Origin of the sequence: Bacteroides sp. Ga6A2 (assembly GCF_000702225.1) — a bacterium.
In the GTDB taxonomy this organism is placed as follows: Bacteria; Bacteroidota; Bacteroidia; order Bacteroidales; family Bacteroidaceae; genus Ga6A1.
Window position 1 is genome coordinate 37,714 of sequence record NZ_KL370873.1, and the last position, 18,645, is coordinate 56,358.

Annotated in this window: 17 protein-coding genes; 4 read left to right on the plus strand and 13 right to left on the minus strand. The window is 47.3% G+C overall.

The window, feature by feature from the left end; genetic code table 11:
• Positions 1 to 463: 463 nt before the first annotated feature.
• The 7 genes from T538_RS0114925 to T538_RS0114955 are packed head-to-tail and all read right to left on the minus strand — an operon-like array spanning position 464 to position 9,350.
• On the minus strand, positions 464 to 3,352 hold the full coding sequence (locus tag T538_RS0114925) for a DEAD/DEAH box helicase (RefSeq protein ID WP_031535217.1): 2,889 nt from the start codon (positions 3,350 to 3,352) through the stop codon (positions 464 to 466).
• Positions 3,353 to 3,403: 51 nt separating this feature from the next.
• Positions 3,404 to 4,714 carry a DUF58 domain-containing protein gene (locus tag T538_RS0114930; RefSeq protein ID WP_231497127.1) on the minus strand — a complete coding sequence of 437 codons (1,311 nt, stop codon included), beginning with the start codon at positions 4,712 to 4,714 and terminating at the stop codon, positions 3,404 to 3,406.
• Positions 4,715 to 4,720: 6 nt separating this feature from the next.
• On the minus strand, positions 4,721 to 5,695 hold the full coding sequence (locus T538_RS0114935; RefSeq protein ID WP_031535213.1) for an AAA family ATPase: 975 nt from the start codon (positions 5,693 to 5,695) through the stop codon (positions 4,721 to 4,723).
• A gap of 8 nt (positions 5,696 to 5,703) precedes the next feature.
• A complete protein-coding gene (locus T538_RS0114940; protein ID WP_031535211.1) occupies positions 5,704 to 6,948 on the minus strand; it encodes a hypothetical protein in 1,245 nt (414 codons plus the stop codon).
• Positions 6,945 to 7,517, minus strand: coding sequence for a DUF4129 domain-containing protein (locus T538_RS0114945; protein WP_051656156.1), 573 nt, complete (start codon positions 7,515 to 7,517; stop codon positions 6,945 to 6,947). The genes T538_RS0114940 and T538_RS0114945 overlap by 4 nt, the downstream gene beginning before the upstream one ends.
• A gap of 5 nt (positions 7,518 to 7,522) precedes the next feature.
• Positions 7,523 to 8,407 carry a hypothetical protein gene (locus T538_RS0114950; RefSeq protein ID WP_031535208.1) on the minus strand — a complete coding sequence of 295 codons (885 nt, stop codon included), beginning with the start codon at positions 8,405 to 8,407 and terminating at the stop codon, positions 7,523 to 7,525.
• A complete protein-coding gene (locus T538_RS0114955) occupies positions 8,382 to 9,350 on the minus strand; it encodes a stage II sporulation protein M (RefSeq protein WP_031535206.1) in 969 nt (322 codons plus the stop codon). Before T538_RS0114955 ends, T538_RS0114950 begins: the two co-directional genes overlap by 26 nt.
• A 102-nt stretch (positions 9,351 to 9,452) precedes the next feature.
• On the opposite strand from T538_RS0114955, the gene T538_RS0114960 reads away from it, so the two are divergent.
• From T538_RS0114960 to T538_RS0114980, 4 genes are all read left to right on the plus strand, one after another.
• On the plus strand, positions 9,453 to 10,181 hold the full coding sequence (locus tag T538_RS0114960; RefSeq protein ID WP_031535203.1) for an RDD family protein: 729 nt from the start codon (positions 9,453 to 9,455) through the stop codon (positions 10,179 to 10,181).
• Positions 10,165 to 10,866 carry a YiiX/YebB-like N1pC/P60 family cysteine hydrolase gene (locus T538_RS0114965; RefSeq protein ID WP_051656157.1) on the plus strand — a complete coding sequence of 234 codons (702 nt, stop codon included), beginning with the start codon at positions 10,165 to 10,167 and terminating at the stop codon, positions 10,864 to 10,866. The genes T538_RS0114960 and T538_RS0114965 overlap by 17 nt, the downstream gene beginning before the upstream one ends.
• A 464-nt stretch (positions 10,867 to 11,330) precedes the next feature.
• Entirely contained in the window at positions 11,331 to 12,035 is a 705-nt protein-coding gene (locus T538_RS0114975) for a hypothetical protein (RefSeq protein WP_031535198.1), read from the plus strand.
• Between the two features lie 167 nt (positions 12,036 to 12,202).
• Positions 12,203 to 12,727 carry a peptidase associated/transthyretin-like domain-containing protein gene (locus T538_RS0114980; protein WP_155993274.1) on the plus strand — a complete coding sequence of 175 codons (525 nt, stop codon included), beginning with the start codon at positions 12,203 to 12,205 and terminating at the stop codon, positions 12,725 to 12,727.
• A 211-nt stretch (positions 12,728 to 12,938) separates the two neighbouring features.
• On the opposite strand, the gene T538_RS0114985 is transcribed toward T538_RS0114980, so the two are convergent.
• The 6 genes from T538_RS0114985 to T538_RS0115010 form a co-directional block, all read right to left on the minus strand.
• Entirely contained in the window at positions 12,939 to 13,367 is a 429-nt protein-coding gene (locus T538_RS0114985) for a hypothetical protein (protein ID WP_155993276.1), read from the minus strand.
• Positions 13,368 to 13,396: 29 nt separating this feature from the next.
• Positions 13,397 to 13,852, minus strand: a complete 456-nt coding sequence (locus T538_RS0114990) for a DUF5640 domain-containing protein (RefSeq protein WP_155993278.1) — start codon at positions 13,850 to 13,852, stop codon at positions 13,397 to 13,399.
• 313 nt (positions 13,853 to 14,165) lie between these two features.
• Positions 14,166 to 14,936 carry a LytR/AlgR family response regulator transcription factor gene (locus T538_RS0114995; protein ID WP_031535194.1) on the minus strand — a complete coding sequence of 257 codons (771 nt, stop codon included), beginning with the start codon at positions 14,934 to 14,936 and terminating at the stop codon, positions 14,166 to 14,168.
• Between the two features lie 10 nt (positions 14,937 to 14,946).
• Positions 14,947 to 15,378 (minus strand): hypothetical protein, encoded by a 432-nt coding sequence (locus T538_RS0115000; protein ID WP_031535192.1) that lies wholly within the window; start codon positions 15,376 to 15,378, stop codon positions 14,947 to 14,949.
• A complete protein-coding gene (locus T538_RS0115005) occupies positions 15,375 to 16,187 on the minus strand; it encodes a sensor histidine kinase (protein WP_051656159.1) in 813 nt (270 codons plus the stop codon). The genes T538_RS0115000 and T538_RS0115005 overlap by 4 nt, the downstream gene beginning before the upstream one ends.
• Positions 16,184 to 18,382 (minus strand): TonB-dependent receptor domain-containing protein, encoded by a 2,199-nt coding sequence (locus tag T538_RS0115010; protein WP_081835032.1) that lies wholly within the window; start codon positions 18,380 to 18,382, stop codon positions 16,184 to 16,186. The genes T538_RS0115005 and T538_RS0115010 overlap by 4 nt, the downstream gene beginning before the upstream one ends.
• Positions 18,383 to 18,645 lie beyond the last annotated feature (263 nt).

Below are 18,645 nucleotides of genomic sequence, written 5' to 3' on the forward strand. Positions count from 1 at the left end.
TTTTCACCAGTTTTTTCATCTTTTACCAGCACCGCCACAAGCGTTTCTTCTTCAGCCCCTTCCGCCACTTTGTAAATATATGCAAGGAGAATTGTGTTTTCATCAATACGGCAGTTGGGTTTTAATAAAGCAAAGGCATGTATCTCTAATTTTAAGAATTTTCAAGTTTCAATTCTCAACTTTCAACTAAAAATTGTCAATTATTTTCTGCTTGCTTCCCCGTAGCTACTCCGAACCTACCCCGTACCTACCGGCTTACTTCCCCGTACCTTGAACGAATCTTGAACGTACCTTGAACGAACCTTGAACGAACCTTTCGGCTTACTTGCCGCTACCTTGCGTCTTACTTGACCCTATCTTGACCCTATCTTGACGCGATTTTCAACTTTCAAAATAAATTGTCAACTGTCCATTGTCAATTAAATTGTTTTTTCAACTTTCAACTCTCTCTAAGTTCCAATTGTCAATTGTCTGTGAATTCGGCATCGAGCAGATGACTGTTAAGAACAGCCTCAGCAAGTGTTTGTTTGTTACGCTGAAGATGCAGGATTCGCTCCTCGAGAGTTGACTCGGATACGTATCGATACACAAAAACAGGATTCTGCTGTCCCATGCGATAGGCGCGGCAGATAGCCTGCTCCTCGGCAGCGGTGTTCCACCAAGGGTCGAGCAGAAGGACATAGTCGGCGGCGGTAAGGTTCAGTCCCACGCCGCCAGCCTTTAGACTGATGAGGAAGAATGGACAGTCGGCATCGTTCTGAAAACGGTTCACAACATCCTCGCGGTTCTGCGTAGAGCCTGTCAGCTGCACGAACTTCCAGCCGCGGCGGTCGAACTCGGCAGAGACGATTTCGAGAAGATTAACGAAATCGCTGAAGATAAGAGCTTTGTGTCCCGAACTGACGATATTTTCGAGATGACAGAAGACAGCCTTCAACTTGCCCGACTCGTTTATCGAGAGGTCCGCCGGCTTGAGCGTTGAGCCTTCCTTAGTGAGTTCGGGCAAGCGCGGATGGTTGGCAATCTGGCGTATGCGCATCAGTCCGGCAAGAATGGCGGTGCTGTGCGTCGCGCTCTCGCCAGTGGTTATGATGAGATTCCGGACAGAAGATACCTGCTCGTCGTACACTTTTTTCTGCTCCGAATCCATCAGACAAACCATAAGTTCGTCGGTGCGTTCGGGAAGGTCGGTAAGCACCTGTTCCTTTGTTCGGCGCAAGATGTATGGCGCAACAATCTGCCTCAGCGCGGCGGTGCGCTTCTCCTCAATCTGCTCGTTTATAGGCTGCATATAGAGGCGCGAGAAGTCGGTAAATCCGCCAAGGAGTCCGGGATTAAGCACTTCCATGAGCGACCACAAATCGCCCAGCGAATTCTCTATCGGAGTGCCCGAAAGCGCAAGGCGATGCTCGCTCTGCAACTGCGTTACGGAGTAATAGAGCTGCGACGTGCGGTTCTTGAAGTTCTGCGACTCATCGAACACAACGTAGCCAAACGGCACGGTTTCGAGAAAATCGACATCGTTGCGCAGCGTGTGATAGGTTGTGATAACCACGTCCCAACGCTGCATGGTCTGTTGCTTTGCCTTTCGCTTATATTCGGGGCCTGTATAGTCGAGCACGTTGATGCTCGGCGCAAATCGGCTTATCTCAGCCTTCCAGTTGTAAACGAGCGATGCCGGAGCAACGATGAGCGACGTTTTGTAAAGCTGATCGGGCGCAGGCGCGCTGAAAAGGTCGTTCATGCCATCGAAAGCCACCGAATAGAGCGTTTTTCCTTCCATATAGTTAAGCAGAAGGGTTATTGTCTGGAGCGTCTTTCCCAAGCCCATATCGTCGGCAAGACACGCACCGCAGTTGTATTGCTGAAGGCGGTACATCCATCGGTAGCCCTCGGTCTGATACGAGCGCAGTTCGGCTTTCAGGGCAGACGGAACGAGCGCATCGGCAATCTCGTCGACGGTGTCATCGGTCTGAAGGTCGGTCTGCCCCCACGCGCTGCGGTGCACAAGCAGTCCGCCGCGCTTTCCACGGCGCGCCACGAGCATCGCCTTGGCATACTGCGCCATCAGTTCGTCGGAAATGATGAAGATGTCGCCCTCGGGCATCAGATATTCGGGATTATCGTCGAGAATATTCTCGCGTATGTCGCCGATGGTTATCGTGCGTTTGTCGTCGAGCCTGATGGTGAGATGCAGTTCGAACCAGTCGTTAAGTTTGCTGAAGCCCTGCTCAATCTTGAAATCGCCAAGAAAGACTTGAGGCGACATTCTCTTCTGAATAAGAGCCACGCCGGCTGCCGCAAGTGCCTCGCGATTGTTTCTGTACCACTCCATGAGTTGGCACCACTTGTTGCGCTGCGGCATGTAGTCTAGCTGAAAGAATGTGCCTTCGGCCGGCGTGCAGCCAAGTGCCACAACGGCATCGGTAGCCGCCTGCTCCTTGTCGAACTGACGGTCGATACAGAGGAATCTGAAACTCTCGTCCTGCTCCTTGAACGACACGAAACGCTTCTGCACATTGCCCGTGTAAACAATGTGGTTGTTGTACTGAAAGCAGAGTTTCAGCGTTGGGTCGCCCTTCTTGCTGCGGTTAAGTATGATGAACGATTTTGGCTCAACCTCCACGTTGTCGAGTTCGAATCCCGACACATCGAGGTCGGCATCTGATACGTTTTTCCAGATGAACTTACGGAAATATTCCCTCTCGGTGCGCGACGGCACCATGATGGCTTCCTTTGCAAGAAAAGGCTTCACTCTCTTGCCCGAGAAACCTTCGGGAAGGGTGAAGACTCGCGTGTCGTCCTCGAGCACCAGTCCCGGCTCTTCGTTTAGCACCACCCACTTGCATTGGCTTGGCGTGCATACGGTGTGCTCGTCGTCGGGATACTCAAACTGAAGGACGTACTTCGTTGTCTCCTCGCCTTTGTGAAAGCCGATGAGAGGATTCAGTTCGTCGTTAAGAGTTAGCTGTTTATCTATATAAATGCCATCGATGTGCTTTCGTCTTACGAACATTGGCACGCCAAGGGCGAAAGCCGTCTCGATGCACTTTCCCAGTTTGGCATCGGCATAGTTGTGTACGAATTTTCGGGCGGCATCGTCTGCCTTCTCCTCAAAATCAGTCTGACGGCGAAACTTCTTCTTGTCGGCGAAACTGTTGTAGAGTGCCGCCGGATTTATTGAGTTGCACATCTGCACAAGTTGCAGTTCGTCTTCGGTAAGAGCCTCATCGTTCTCCTTCGGACTGCCTTTTATCTTATAACTTATCTCATCTGCCACCGCCATCTGTGGCTGAATTGTCCATTCAATCCACGGAGCCGAGGGCGTTAAAACCATAATCAATCTCTCCATTATTTACTTAAATGCAAATGTTCACTTTTTCGTTGCTTGGCAAGAAAGGCATCAGAAATGCCTTATCTGCAAGTACTTGTTTATCATATCGACCGACAGATTGTCGGGCGTTGTGTAAACGGTGTCGATGCCCATCTGGTGCATCTTGGCAATGAGGTTCTTCTTCTCGTCGATGAAGCGTTCGGCAAGCAGTCGCTGGAAATATTCCTCTTCGCTTACCGCCTTGCCGTCGGCAAAAGTGCGCAGACTGCTGTCGGCAAATATCACGACAACAAGTCTGTGGCGTTCGGCAATCTGTCGCAGATACGGCAACTCGCGCTTCATGGTGTGGGCGGTGGCGAAGTTGGCGTAAAGAATTATCAGACTGCGCTTTGTAACCTTAGAGAGAAAATGCACGGCAAGAGCCGAATAGTCGCTCTCCGAGAAGATTGTCTGCTGGCGGTAGAGGCTGTCCATCATGCGGTGCATCTGAACCATTCCCCTTGCCGGCGGCAGAAAGGTGTCGAACTGGTCTGAGAAGGTTACGAGTCCAGCCTTATCCTCCTTCTTCACGGCAACGTAAGAGAGTGCCAGAGCCGAGTTTATGGAATATTCGAGAAGCGACATCTTGTCGAAACTCTGCTGCATCATTCTGCCTTTGTCGATGATGCAGTAGATGTCTTGCGAGCGTTCCTGCTGATATACGTTCACTTTCAGTTGGGCAGTTCGGGCACTCGCCTTCCAGTTTATGTTGCGGTATTCATCGCCGATAACGTAGTCTTTAATCTGCTCAAACTCGGTATCAACGCCCACGCGCCTTACTTTCTTTATTCCGTATTCGCGAAGATTACGGCGGATGGCAAGAAAGGCGTAGTTCGAAAGGCGTGTGTACGACGGATACACCTTTACCGTCTGACTCTCGCCCACAGTGAAGCGGCGCATAACCAGCCCAAGCGGCGAGGTGAAGAAGATGCGTATGCGGTCGAACTTATACTCGCCGCGCCTCTTCGGAACAACGGTGTAACCGAGCGTCTTTTCCTCGGCGGCGGCAAGGCGGCAGGTTAACATAAGGTTGCGCAACTGAAACTGCACGGGAGCCTCATCGATAACCTCAACACCCACCCTGAACGGATAAGGGTTGCAGAACGATATCAACACTTGGTTCTCGTCGCCGTTGCTGAAGCGTTCGGCACACTCGCGCCGTCCGCTCATCTCGCCGTTGCGCCTGTACATCTGCCAGATGTCGAAGCCCACAATAATCCATGCTAGCCCGAAAACAATCTTGGCAAGCACAAACAGCGGACTGTAGATGTAGGCGACAACGAACAGAAGCACTATCAGCCACGCCGCAATATAGAATCGTTTTGTAAAAAACAGCGACATCAAAAACTATTTTGGAACTTCAACTTTGTCGATAAGTCGTTTGATAACCGTAACCACTCCCAAGCCTTCCATCTCGGCCTCGGCATCGAGCTGTATGCGGTGCTGAAGAACGTACGGAGCAACGAACTTAATATCCTCAGGCGTAACGAAATCGCGTCCCTGAAGCATGGCATAAGCCTTTGAGCTCTGCATAATTGCTATTGATGCACGAGGCGATGCTCCGAGGAATACCGACTTGCTTACTCGTGTCTGCTGAATAATCTCGGCAATATAGCGCAGAAGCGATTTGTCGAGGTAGATTTCATCAACCAGCTTGCGGAACTTCAGAAGTTCGTCTTTGGTAAGTATAGGCTGAACGTTTTCGAGTTTTACGGAGATATTGCCTGCCTGATGGCGTTCCATTATCTGCACCTCATCGTCTACCGACGGATATCCAACGGTAATCTTCATCAAGAAGCGGTCAAGCTGAGCCTCGGGGAGTTTGTACGTTCCTTCCTGCTCAACAGGGTTTTGCGTTGCGATGACGGTGTAGAAATCGCCCATCTCGTAGCTGTTGCCGTCGATTGTAACCTGACGCTCTTCCATCACCTCGAAGAGGGCAGCCTGAGTCTTGGCAGGCGCACGGTTTATCTCGTCGACAAGCAGAATATCGCTGAAAACCGGTCCGCGATGAAAACTGAACTCGCTCTTCTGCATGTTAAACACCGTTGTTCCGAGAATATCGCTCGGCATGAGGTCGGGCGTAAACTGCACGCGCTTGAACTGCGCATCTACCAGACGTGCAACGAGACGCGCTAGCAGCGTCTTGGCAACACCCGGAACGCCCTCGAGCAGCACATGTCCGTTGGCAAGAATGGCGGTGAGCATGATATCTACCGTCTCTTCCTGACCGACGATGATGTTGCCGATATTCTCCTTCAAATGTTCGAATCTCTGAGCAAACTCCTCAAGGTTCACTCTGCTTTCAAATATTTCTTCCATATTGTTTATCAGTCTAAATTCTTTTCTATTTCTTTAATTATTTCGATGTATTCAATTATGTCTTTTTTTGCCGAGATTGTCCGCGCATCCTGACTGTACTCGCGAATGAGAATAAACAGTTTGGCAATGCGGTCTTTCCTTATTCCGGTAATGACGTAGAGTCGGTTTATCAAATCAGAGGCCTCCATCTTGTCAACATCCCAGCCGTAGCGGCTCTGAAGCGTTGACTTCAGTTTGTCGTACTTCTTCATCAGGAACGGAACATGATATTCCTGATGATAGTAGAACGTGCCGAGAACCTTGGCAAACTGAAGCGTTGTGTCCTCGTCAATCTTATACACAGGGATAGCCTTCATGCGGCGGCGCGAGTTGAATACCATGTAAACAACCAGCAACCCCAGAATGATGTAGAATGCCCATTTAAGCGGCGGCTGCGACATGATGTACTTAAAGTCGCCGTCCTCTTCTTCCATCACGCTTTTTTTGTTCTTTTCTTCGTGCAGGCGATACAGTTTTCTGCCTTTGAAGAACGACGACATGTATTCCGACAGTTTGCGCGCGTCGGAGTCCATAACGCTGTAGTTTGTAAAGACGAGCGGCATCGTAGTCACAATAAGCTTTCCTCCGTTAGGATACTCTCTGAGGCATGCCGTCGTAAGAGTGTCGCTGGCAACGCATATCGGCTTGAAACTATTGTCGTAATATTTGATACTGCTCTGACACAAAAAACTGCGAAGCTTCGTCTTCTGTCCGTTGCCGAACGTTACGGTTCGGTCGTAAGTCTGAACCTCGGCAGCAGTTGCATCCTTGTAATCTGTAACCGAATGGTAGTCTACACTCCTGATATCAACTCCATGAGGATCGGCTTTGGGAGGCATCTTGGCTCCTACAGGAACAACATCATCGCCTCCATCAATAATAACGACCACCGCGCCTTTCTTTGCCAGATTTTTATATGTGCCCCACTCCTCATCTTCGAGCCAATATCCATAGGCTGTACTACCAATCAGAAAAGCACTTTCGCTATGCTTTACTTTCTTTGGCAAGCCGTATGACTGAACGACTTTCTGTCCCAAAGCCTCGCCTACGATGCTGTCGTACAGAGCCACGCCAAATGGCTCGGTACACTTTGGCGACGGCTGATATTCGTCCCAGTCGAATCGCTGAATACGCTTGCCAAGCCAAAATATCAAGGCAAGCACCAAGGCAAGCAGAAGGGCTTTTGCAATGGTCTGCAACGTGTTTTTGTTCATCCTCTACCTCCTTTCAGCACCAAGTCCGACAAACGTTTAGCCTCGTCGTACATCTGTATGGTTGCGGTATATCCGCCATACCTTACTTTCATAAACAAGTTTGTAAGCGTTTTGAAATCAACATTCTTCATTTCATACACATATTGCGTAGGCGTTTTGTAAGGCTCCCACGCAATGCGGTGCGAGTCGTGCAGCGTTCTGAGCACCGACAGGTATTTAAGGCGTATGCATTGCATATAGTTGCCTTCCTTTTCCATCTGCAAAATAAGGGCTTCGAAGTCTATGCCGTAGATTGTGTCTTCCTCCGGGATTTCTACGGGTTTCTTCTTCAGGCTGCCCAGCTTCAGGTGGTAGACCAAGAAGGTGGTAATTCCAACCAGAAGGAAGATGCCGATAATCCATAACACAATGGTAAAGAAGTCTCCTATTCTTTTTTCGGTCAGATTGTTATCCTTTTCCTTAATCTCCGGCTTCAGTTTTGTCTTTCCGAGTTCGCGGTTGTAGTCGTACTCCTCGGTCCAGCCATCTATAATCTTTTCGTTAAAAACGAGAGTCTTTCCTTCATTCATACCAATCAGAGATTATCAAAATTCTTCAGGGTTCGGTTAAACGAAACGTTGTCTACCCTCTCTACCGCCGAGCCATACTGAATTACTCCGGCAATGGCAATAAATAGGCAGTAGACCATAAACGCCATTACGCTTAGAATGGTTGTCAGGCAGCACATTAGTTCGAACATAAAGTCTGTGCCCATGTCGCGCAGCATAACCATCTTCAGGTCGCCCAGAACATACAGCGGAATGGTGAACACGAACGGCAGCATAAGCCCCAGAATAGATATCGCCAAAACAAATCCTACAGAGCCTGTAAGTTCTTCGACAACGAGTTTGAACACACGGCCTGTCGAAACATACTTCTTATCACCCTCGAACAAAGCCACGCATACCGAAATGTTATAGAACAACAGTACCGTAGACTGCGGAGTAAGGCTCAAGAACATCAGCAAAACTCCAACCCAAACTTCCCTGATATTCAGCAAGATGGCAGCAAACGCACACCAAAACACAATGGGTACGAGCGTTTGTGGCAGAACACGAGCCAACAAGCGCCAGTCGGCATTGCGTATGTCAATCTCGTCGGCACTCTTCTCGCCATCGAAGAAAGGCTTCAGCACAACCAACATTACCGACGACGCCACGCACGAGCAGAAGCACAGCAGAATGGCAAAGACAAAGACAATTGCGCCATCATCGGCATCGATTAAATAAAAACTGTCGAAAATGTTGGCTTCCTGCTCCCTGTCTACAACATAATAGAGATAGATGCCCAGCAATACCGGCATCCACAAAAGCCACTTGCCCACCTTCACTATGTTTCTGAAGTTAAGGCGGAGCACGTTGTTAAACTCGTTGAACTTGTCGGTAAAGTCGCGTTCAGTTATCAGTATGAATTTCTGCATTATGTACTTTTACAGGTAGATATACAAAATAAAGTAAGATGAGAGCCATAGTTCCGAAGATGATGGCAAGGTTTACTGGCAGAGCCATATCCTTGTCGGACAACCGTGTTATGTAACTCTCGATAAACGATGCGAAGAAGAAGAACGGAACGAGCGCAACCACAATCTTAACGCTGCTGCGCGCGCCCATTACGAACGACGTGATGCGCGGATAAGAGCCCGGAAAGAGCCAGCCAGAGCCAAGGGCCAGTCCTGCTCCACCCGATATTATGATGCTCGAAATCTCTACCACTCCGTGAAGCCATACCGCCTTCAGGCAGTTAACCAGTTCGCCGTGCTGCGAAAAGAGCGTGATGAACGCCCCGAGCATGACGCCGTTCTTTACCATTATGAATCCGGTGTAGAAACAAGTAAGCACGCCGCTGACAAACGCCAAGATGGCAACCTTGATGTTGTTTAGCGCAATTAACCAGAAGCTCTCGTATGCTCCGCCCGAACCATAGACAGCCATAGGCGCGCCCTTCTCTATATTTTTGAGCGACATCTCAACATAATCCTTACCCAAAATCGTAGTCTCGTCGGCAAGGTTATACTGCGACAGCACACCCACGGCTGTGGATATGACAAATATTACTATGGATATGAGCATGAACTTGCGGTTGCGGTACATCTCAAGCGGCACGTCATGACTGAAGAATCTGACAAGCGACGAGAGTTTGTGCTTGCGCTTGCCGTAAATACGGTTGTGAAGCCGCAGCGTAAGACAGTTAAGATAGTCGGCAAGGTCCGAATTTGGATAGTGCGTAAGAACGAATGCCAAATCGGCCGAGAGTCCTTCGTATGCCTCGACAATAGTATCAGGAGACTTAATCTCTTTCTTTAAGATTTTTTCGGCTATGAGCCACTTCTCCTTGTTTTTCCGAATAAATTGAACTTCTTTCATTTACGATTTGTTATTGCAAAGTTAGCAAAAAACAACAGATTAAATTAAAAAGATTGATATTTTTAACTATTTTTGCAACAATTTATCTAAAAAGGCTATCAGATGTATAGTAAAAACGTAATAACAAACAGTCAGTTCATACGCCTGAGACTTGTCCCGGCAAGCGTTGCGCAGAGAATTTTCGCACGCATCATCGACTGCATCATAGTATCATTCGCATCTTCCACACTGATGGGTGTAACAGCAATCTTGTCAAGCATAACCAACGACTATGTAACGTATAGCGTCATATTCCTCAACCTGCTGCCGTTCCTCTACCCACTCATTGCCGAGGTTTTCTGGAACGGACAGACCTTGGGCAAGAGTTTCATGAAGATTCGCGTTATAATGGCTGACGGCAACGCCCTTACAACAAGCGCGGCGATAGTGCGCTTTCTGCTCTTCTTTGTCGATGCGTATTTCTTCCTTATCGGACTCATCTTCATGTTTACCAACAAGAGCCACCAGAGAATAGGCGACATGGCAGGCGGCTGCATCGTTATTTCAGAAGAGGATTTTGCCAAGTACAACATGGTGGTAAAGGAGATGAGTTTTACCGAGGGCGACTATACGCCTACGTTCGAGTTTGCAAAGAATATGACTTGGGGACAGATTTCGTTCATCAACAACACGTTGCACAAGTTCGACTCAAACTACATAAGCAACATAACCACATTGGCACAGACAATAAAGAAGAAATACAACGTTGAAAACACCACAATGTGGCCTAACGCTTTTCTGAAAACGATTATAAGAGACTATAACTACTACAACCGTGAAATTGGCATTTAACATAAAACGATGCGGACTGTTTCTCGGTCTGCTTGGCTCTATTGCCGCGGCTATGGCGCAGAATACGGCAAAACTGCGCAACGGCGACCTTCTGTTCTGCTGCGCCAACATGAAGACGGCAAGCAGTTTCTCGCGCTCCATTGTGGCATCTACCAAAGGACGCGGCTCTAACGACATAAACCATGTTGCCATTGTGTGCATTGAGCGCGGCGCAACATTCATCATCGAGGCTACGGGCGACAAGGGGGTGTGGATGTGTCCGATAGACACGTTCATTTCTCGCGCTCCAAAGGCTGACGACGGCACGCCTCTACTGCTGCACGGCAGGATAAAAGGCAACGTTGACATCAGCACATCGATAGCCAACGCCAAGAGCCGCATCGGACTGAAATACGACCGTTTGTTCAGCAATACCGACGATGAGTTCTACTGCTCCGAACTGGTTCAGAAATCGTTTGTCGATGGCAAGGGAGGACTCATCTTCGAGCCAATCCCTATGTCGTTCCACGATGCCAACGGCACAATCCTGCCCTACTGGACAGAATATTATGCCAAAAGGGGCTTGGAAGTGCCCGAGGGAAAGGACGGCAGCAATCCGGCAGCACTGTCAAGCCACAAGAGAGTTAAGATATTGGGAAGAATTCAGAAGACAATTCACAATGGAAAATTGAGAGTTGAAAATTGAAAATTGAAAGTTCTTGGCTCATTGATGATTCATAACGAACAATTACAACGCTAAATATCCCTTTGGTAAATACAAAATAGTGGGTAGGAAGAAGGTAGGAAGAAAGTAGGAAGAAGGTAGGAAGAAAGTAGAAAGAAAGTAGAAAGAAGGAAGGAACATTCAAGGTATATGGAAGGTATATTGAAGATATAGGGAAGATATAGGGAAGATATAGGGAAGATATACGCAAGGTATAGCCAGAGTAGGTCATGAGTAGTCTAAAAGTTTAGAATCCCGACATCGTACAGTTGACGAAAAATCCCCCACATTCTAATCCATGCAAGCCCACAAGAAAAGTTGCAAATTATTTTGTTTTCTGGGATAAAAATAACTACATTTGCAACAAAATGGATATTGGTTGTTGTCTTTGTTGCATCATTCCAATAGCATTTGAATATCATCAAACAAAAACTGATTTTTAAATTATGAAAAAACATCATAAACGTCTACTAATAAGAGAATGCATAGTTCTTGTCATTTTGTGTAGCGCATGCAACTTTTTGTTTGCGCAGAAACTTGATGGAAGATACAGCGGAGACTACGGAGAAATAATCATTTCTGGTGATACGCTTCTGTTCAAGAGCCATAAAACGAGCCATTTTCCCCCTTGGTGGGAATTGGACACTATTGCAAAGTGTTCTGTAACAAAAATAAACAAGTATCTGCTGGAAATAAACTCAGTTACTGACGACTTGTATGACACATGGTCTATAGAACAAAGCCATGAAGACAGAAGCGATGACTCAATAAAGATAAATTTTATCATTCCGTACAATTTGGGGGATTTGGAAATAGGCGTATATACAGGTCCACATTTTAAAGAATTCAAAAACAATAATTACGAGAAATCAGTTACGATTCCCAAATGCGATGACTTTGCCTTTGATATAATGCCAACAAGAAATTTGATAGCACACGGATTTGTCGTTACATACGGAAGAATCATATTAAGTTCGTCAGAATTGTCTTCTGAAGATTTTGCAATAGAACAAGGTAAAAACCGAATAGACGTCAAAATTCCAACGTTAGACGACTACTTCTTTGTAAGATATTTTCTCTATCACGAATACGTCTATGTGAAAGGCGATGAATTGCATTGGAGAGACAGAATCTATAAAAAGAAGAAATAGCGTGTCCAAATCAGCCGAATTTCCGCGCTCAACCAGTAGTCGCTTGCAACCGAAGGAAAGCAAGAATTCGGCTGAGAAAAAACAGTCCCACAGTTCCGCCGAATTTCCAAATTCGGCTGAGAAAAAAATCGGGAGTTTGCAACTCCCACCGCTAATTTTTTATGGGTATGAAAACAAAATATTATAAATTTCTATTTTCTATGTTACAGAATTCGAGAATTCGACTTAGTGCGGTACGTTTCCTATTTATCTTTATGATATTATCATATTGTAATTCTGCATATTCACAAAACAGAATAATAAAAGGTATTGTTGTTGACGAATATGACTTGGAAGCACTTATTGGCGTATCTATATTGATAAATGACAGCATAGATGTTGGTGTTACTGGAGTCGATGGGTGTTTTAATTTTGAGACATCGTTACCTGTCTACAAACTATCTTTTGGCTATGTGGGGTGTGAACGTGCTGACCTTATGTTGTCGGAAGACTGTAATAATATTGAGGTGGTAATGATTCTTGATTCTACTTATGATTATATGTCTTTACGTAAGATAAATAAAGAAAGACGAAAATTGTATAAGCAGCTTCCATTTCTGCATAAGAAAGCGTATGAAAAAGGTATATTTCAGTCTACTGAACCTTGCTATACGCGGGAATTTGTAGAGTGGACAAAGGAGCGCGTGCCATAAACACCATTCATGTTCTGCCGAATTTCCGCACTCGACCAGTAGTCGCTTGCTACCGAAAGGAAGCAATAATTCGACAGCATCAAGAAACGGGAGTTTGAAACTCTCACCGCCATAAAAGAGCATGAATACAAATCCCCATTTCAACAAAAAAAGAGCGCATCAAAAGTCGGTAAAACCTGATGCGCTCCATGCCTATCAAAAAACAATCTATTTACTTTTTCGTATAAGTTACACTGTCTGAATCTGTGATTTTGTTGTCAGTTTTCGAATACTTCATCTCGACAGTTTTCTTATCCTTTTCTACATCATACCATTTACCCTTTGTAGGGTCCCACTCTTCGAACTTATCGAAGGTTATGATAATTTTATCATCCTTCTCGATGTAAGTACCTGTCTGACGATTTTTCAACTGATAAGAACCAACTTCGAGCACGCTCTCCTCTGAGCAAGTACCATCAGAATTGAAAATCAGAGTCTCAGCCATTTTGTTCTTCGTGCCCTGCCATGTTCCTACGATAGCAGAGACCTCTTCTTTCTTTACATCATCGTCGTCATCGCTGCCGCACGATGCAAAACTCATTCCCATAAGTGCTACAACCATAAAGGTAAGCACGCTCCAACAAAGATTTTTTACTCTCATAATTACAATTATTTAATATTTTTAATCAGTTACTTTTTAGTAAGAACGACAGGCTTTTCAATCTTCTTGCCATTTTCCTCGGTAAAGGTGAGTTTCTTCTTCGACATAGAAATTGTCATTGAAGAAGTCTCCTTACTACCTTCCATATCAAACCATGTATCATCTGAAAGCGGCATGCCCTGTTCGAACTTTGTCCAGCTCATGGTAAGTTTGTTATCCTTCAGCACATAAGTTCCAGACTTACGAGTCTTTACCTTAAAAAGAACAGCGTTCTTCTCGCTCACCAATGTACACTTGCCATCAGCGTTAAAGACGTATGTCAAGCCACCTTCGTCATTCTCGCCCTGCCATGTTCCAACGATAGCCTCGGCTGGATTTGTTACTTCATCATCGTCGTCATCGCTGCCGCACGATGCAAAACTCATTCCCATAAGTGCCACAACCATAAAGGTAAGCACACTCCAAAAAAGATTTTTTACTCTCATAATTACAATTGTTTATTTTATAAATTTTAGATATCTGAAAACAAGTTTCAGGTCATTTCTTTAAAATTATAGAACTCGCACACGATACAAATTATAAAGGCATCTGTATGCAGTCCATCCCTCAAACCAAAAGACTAATATCACACGATTTTGAAAGACGCGGCAAAAGTAACACAATTAGAGAAACACACCAAATCTTAGGTGATTATTTAATATTTTTTAAGTATTTATTGCACTTTTTTAACATTACGCCTCATTGCGCGAAAATTCTTGCTTTTCTTCAAAAAGAAATCAACCCAAGCCGAATGTTTTTTCACGAATCGAGCCAATGTTTTACCGCGCTCACCTTGTCTTTGCTGACAATTATCTCGACATCGGGAAAGGCTGTCATGTGAATACGCATCTTACCAAGAAAATGAGTTGACAGTTTGCTTACGCCTGCGGCACTGACAACAAACTGGCGGTTTACGCGCATAAAACGCTTTGGGTCGAGCTGGTTCTCGGCTTCCTCGAGAGTCATGTTAAGAACATGCGTCTTACCGGCGATGGTGCAAAGTCGCACAACACTGTCGCGAATGGTTATGTGGCTCACCTCGCCCACAGGGATAATAAGAAACTCGTCGGCACGATAAGGAATCAAGAAGCGTTCGCGGTAGCGTATTGTCTGACTCCTGACCGACTGCAACAACTGCGCAATGGCATCGGTTGTTGACGGAAAGGCAGAAGACTGCGAGTTGCTGACAGGCTTTACCTTTTCCAGAGCCACCCTGAGTTCGTCTGCATCGACAGGCTTTAGCAGATAGTCGATGCTGTTGAACCGAAAGGCTTGCACGGCATAATGATCGTATGCCGTGGTAAAAATGACGGGGATTGACGACGGCGCGGTGCGAAGCCCCTCGAAACTCAACCCGTCGCCCAACTGAATGTCGGACAGAATCAAGTCTACATCGGCATGGCTGGCAGCAAAAAACGCCTTAATCTCGGCATTACTCTGCGCCACACCAACAATATCGTGCTCCCCTTCGAGCATCCGTCGAAGACGGTCGGCACTACTCTGCTCGTCTTCGATAATAAGTATTTTCATTTTTCTGTCTTTACCAATATCCATACACAATCACAGCTGGCTTCGAATTATCCGAAAATTCCATGCTTATGTACCAGTCATTACGACCTTCCCTACATTTCGGAACTCTTCCGCCATCCCCATATCTCGCTTGAAAACGATACCGATGCTCATCCTCTTTCAGCCAGCGTTTTTCAGTCTTTCCACTGTCCTGCTCAACCATCTTATTAACTTTCTCGATAAAGGCTTTCGATGGCAGACAGTCGAACTCAACAATCAGACTGTCGTCATAATCGCCATGGATATCCATAGAAGAGTCTTCGATATACTTTTTCATCTTGTAGCTTGGCAACTCCATCCCAACCACATCCTCCATGTCTTTACTATTCTCAAACTGAGGAGTTGCCGAGCATCCAGCCAAGAGTCCAGCCACGGCACAAATTGCAATAAAATTTTTGTTCATTTTTCTGTCTTTATCAATGGTATTGTTACACGATATTCTTCCGGAGTATCGATTATCTCTACTTTTTTACGAGTAAGAAGCCGATAGCGTTCAACAATGTTATGCAGACCGACGTTGGCAGAAAGACTGCGAGAGGCCGCATCTGCCAACAGGATTGGCTGCTTGCGGTTGCAGACCACGATGCCACGCTCGGTGCAAGAAACATCTATTACAAGCGGACGGGCCAGCGTGTGCTCGTTGTGCTTTATGGCGTTCTCGATAAGCATCTGCAAGGCGGCCGGCGGCAGACTTCCCTGCAAGCCTGAAACCTCGGGCGCGATGCAGACCTTTATGCCGTCGCCAAACCGCTGCTGCAACAGCGCAAGATACTGGCGCAAAAACTCAAGTTCCTCGCGCAGCGAAACCGTGCTGTGGTCGAGGTGCGAAAGAGTGTATCGGTACACCTTCGACAGATTCATAAGATAAGCCGAGGCACGCTTTGAATCAACCTCGATAAGGTCGGCAAGGATGCTGAAGTTGTTGAACACGAAATGCGGACTGAGCTGGTTCTCCAGAGCCTGAAGGCGGAACTTGTCGCGCTCGCGCTCGGCCTTCTCGTACGACCGCCAGTAATAGATGGTTGAAAAGAGCGTGAAGAGGCAGCACATGGCATAGTCGAACAGCATCTCAACAGGGCGGAAAGGCCACTCCTTCTCGAGCTGTCCGCGCAGTTCGGCATCGACCACAAACCAGAAGACGTAATAAAGCAGCAGCGCTCCCAGCGAGAGCACCGCCACCACAAGCATTCTGTGCAATATCTTTCTAATCATCGGCGTTTCTTTCTCTGAGGTAAAGATACGTCATTTTTCTCATCATCATACTTTTTTCCGCCAAATTTGTAGCTTATACCTACCGAAATGTTCTTTATCGGCTCGCGCATACACGATGAAGAGATGAAATCCTTGCCCTCGCTATACTGCTTCCACAACAGATTTCCGCCATGTCCTATGCCAGTTGTTCCCGAAAGCGTTACGCTCCACTTGTCGCGGCAGAACGACTTGGCTATCGAGGCCGAGCACATTGCCATACCCGAATCCCAGCCTTGCAGCGTGTATTCGCGCGTCATCAGTTCAAGATTCGCGCTCAGTTTCAGGTTCCAAGGCAGATTCTGCTGAATGCCGTAGTTTGCGCTGAACGCCCATCCGCTGTTGTGAGCGTCGAGAGCCTTGCTGCGTAGGTCGGCATACCCAGCCTCGGCATTCAGGAGCATTCGCGTTGAACCTGTCATACTCCAGTTAAGATAGAGATTGAGGGCAGTCTTGTTGTTCTTAACCACATTGCCGAAGGTAGTATTCAGCAATCCGTCGCGATAGAACGAATATTGCTGAATGGCGTTGGAAGAGAGCGAATGGCGCAGCGTGGCATTCATCGAGAACCGACTGCCGCTGAGCGAATAGACGAGCGCGAGGTTATGCGTCTTTTCGGCATCGAGCTGAGGATTTCCGTACGATACTGCCGACGGATTTGAGCGGTCTCTGTAAGGGTCGAGTTCCTCTATTCCGGGGCGACGGATGCGCAGGTTGTAGTTCAGTCCGATGTTCTGGCTCTCGCCGAGCGATGCCGTGGCGCTAAGGGCCGGCACAAGCAGACCGTAGTCAAGCTGATAATCGTGCTGATTGCCAAGAAGATGACGGGTTTTCTGCCATGTATGTTCGTATCGCACGCCGGGCTTCACGTTAAGCCACCCGAAGGTTGCCTCATACTCGCCATACAGAGCCACAATACCCTGCCGCTGCCTGTAATGCACCGCATCGCCGCTGTTGTCGGCACGCTCGTCGGCTGAGTTGCTTGTGTTGCGCTCCATGGTGAGTTTCGCACCGGTGTTGAGCCTCATCTTTTCGGTAAACGGAATAACAAAATCGGCAAGCAGATGATTGCTCATGTTCTTCTCCCTGACTTTCGATACGCGCGAGCTCACGCCAGCCGTGTTTTCAGAACTGAAGCCGAAGAAATCGTCGCTGTTGTCGGTCCTCGTCGGATTGTGCGAGAACTGGTATGTAAGCGTCATGCTGCCCTTGTTATCAAGTCCGAAGAAGTGTTGATAGGCAAGATTTCCGTCGTACGACGTATTCTTCATCCTGTTGTCGAGATGATTACTGAAACTGAGTCCGTCGCCGTACATTCCGCCGCTGTACAGATAGTTTGGCGTGCCATTGCTGCTCATTCCGAAGCAAGTGGCTGAAAGCCCCAGATGCAGCGACGACAGCGAATCGAGCTGATAGCCCATGCTAAGTTCGCCCATCATGAACGGCATGTGAAAGGGACTCCTGCCCCAGCTTTTCATCGTCACGGGCGATGTGCCCTTCTGCGTGAGCGACGACTCCTCCTCGCCACCCTTGTAATAAGTGTAGTCGCCCATCATATTCAGGTCGAACGAGAAACGGTTGCGCTGTCCGCTGATGCTGGCATCCATGCCCCAGTTGTTGGTGCTTGCCGTTGCGTTCACGCTGCCGCTCAGTTCCCGAACCTTCTCCGTAAGGTTCTTTTTCTTCTTCGTGGTTATGTTCAGAACGCCGCCCACGCCCTCAACGTCGTAGCGCGCGCCGGGATTGGTAACGACCTCGATGCTCTGCACGCTGCTTGCCGGCATGTTGCGGAAGACCTGCGACGGATTGCGCGTTATCATAGTGTTGAGCCGTCCGTCAACATACACCTTGAACTCGCGCGAGCCGTTCACCGTGATGTTGTTCTTGCCGTCAACCGTAACCATAGGTACTTTGCGCAGCATCTGCAACACCGTCTGCGTCTTGGCATCTACATCATTCTTAACCTGATAGGTCATCTTGTCGGTTCTCATGCGCACCATGGGCACATGCGCCACCACGGCCACCTCATCGAGGCTTGCCTGCGCATCAATCCACGAAAGCGTGTCGGCAATCTGAAAGGTCGAATCATTCTTTGTCTGGGCACTTGCCGCAACCGCCGAAACAAGCGCAACGTACAAACAGTATAGGCTTTTTCTCATCTTTTTACTTTATACTCAAGAATTTTACTTTTCTGCATTTCCGGGTGTAAAGTTACGGTCTTTTCCTTAGTGATAAAAGAGGAAAAGCAGTGAAGCGGAGTTTTTAGGCAGCGAACCGACTTTTACGCCAGTTGGAAATAAAAAAGCCATCTTCGCCTATATCACGAAATGACTATTCAGAATGACGCTGAAAGCGTCACCTCTCAGTAACCGCAGCATCCATAGGATCTGCGGACAGAAATGATATGAAATTTTTCGACCCT

Coding starts and splice junctions, on each gene's coding strand:
- T538_RS0115010 (WP_081835032.1), bottom strand. CDS start 18,382: ATGAGAAAAAGCCTATACTGTTTGTACGTTGCGCTTGTTTCGGCGGTT.
- T538_RS0114945 (WP_051656156.1), bottom strand. CDS start 7,517: ATGAATGAAGGAAAGACTCTCGTTTTTAACGAAAAGATTATAGATGGC.
- T538_RS0114960 (WP_031535203.1), top strand. CDS start 9,453: ATGTATAGTAAAAACGTAATAACAAACAGTCAGTTCATACGCCTGAGA.
- T538_RS0114955 (WP_031535206.1), bottom strand. CDS start 9,350: ATGAAAGAAGTTCAATTTATTCGGAAAAACAAGGAGAAGTGGCTCATA.
- T538_RS0114980 (WP_155993274.1), top strand. CDS start 12,203: ATGAAAACAAAATATTATAAATTTCTATTTTCTATGTTACAGAATTCG.
- T538_RS0114995 (WP_031535194.1), bottom strand. CDS start 14,936: ATGAAAATACTTATTATCGAAGACGAGCAGAGTAGTGCCGACCGTCTT.
- T538_RS0115005 (WP_051656159.1), bottom strand. CDS start 16,187: ATGATTAGAAAGATATTGCACAGAATGCTTGTGGTGGCGGTGCTCTCG.
- T538_RS0114985 (WP_155993276.1), bottom strand. CDS start 13,367: ATGAGAGTAAAAAATCTTTGTTGGAGCGTGCTTACCTTTATGGTTGTA.
- T538_RS0114935 (WP_031535213.1), bottom strand. CDS start 5,695: ATGGAAGAAATATTTGAAAGCAGAGTGAACCTTGAGGAGTTTGCTCAG.
- T538_RS0114930 (WP_231497127.1), bottom strand. CDS start 4,714: ATGTCGCTGTTTTTTACAAAACGATTCTATATTGCGGCGTGGCTGATA.
- T538_RS0114950 (WP_031535208.1), bottom strand. CDS start 8,407: ATGCAGAAATTCATACTGATAACTGAACGCGACTTTACCGACAAGTTC.
- T538_RS0114990 (WP_155993278.1), bottom strand. CDS start 13,852: ATGAGAGTAAAAAATCTTTTTTGGAGTGTGCTTACCTTTATGGTTGTG.
- T538_RS0114925 (WP_031535217.1), bottom strand. CDS start 3,352: ATGGAGAGATTGATTATGGTTTTAACGCCCTCGGCTCCGTGGATTGAA.
- T538_RS0114940 (WP_031535211.1), bottom strand. CDS start 6,948: ATGAACAAAAACACGTTGCAGACCATTGCAAAAGCCCTTCTGCTTGCC.
- T538_RS0115000 (WP_031535192.1), bottom strand. CDS start 15,378: ATGAACAAAAATTTTATTGCAATTTGTGCCGTGGCTGGACTCTTGGCT.
- T538_RS0114975 (WP_031535198.1), top strand. CDS start 11,331: ATGAAAAAACATCATAAACGTCTACTAATAAGAGAATGCATAGTTCTT.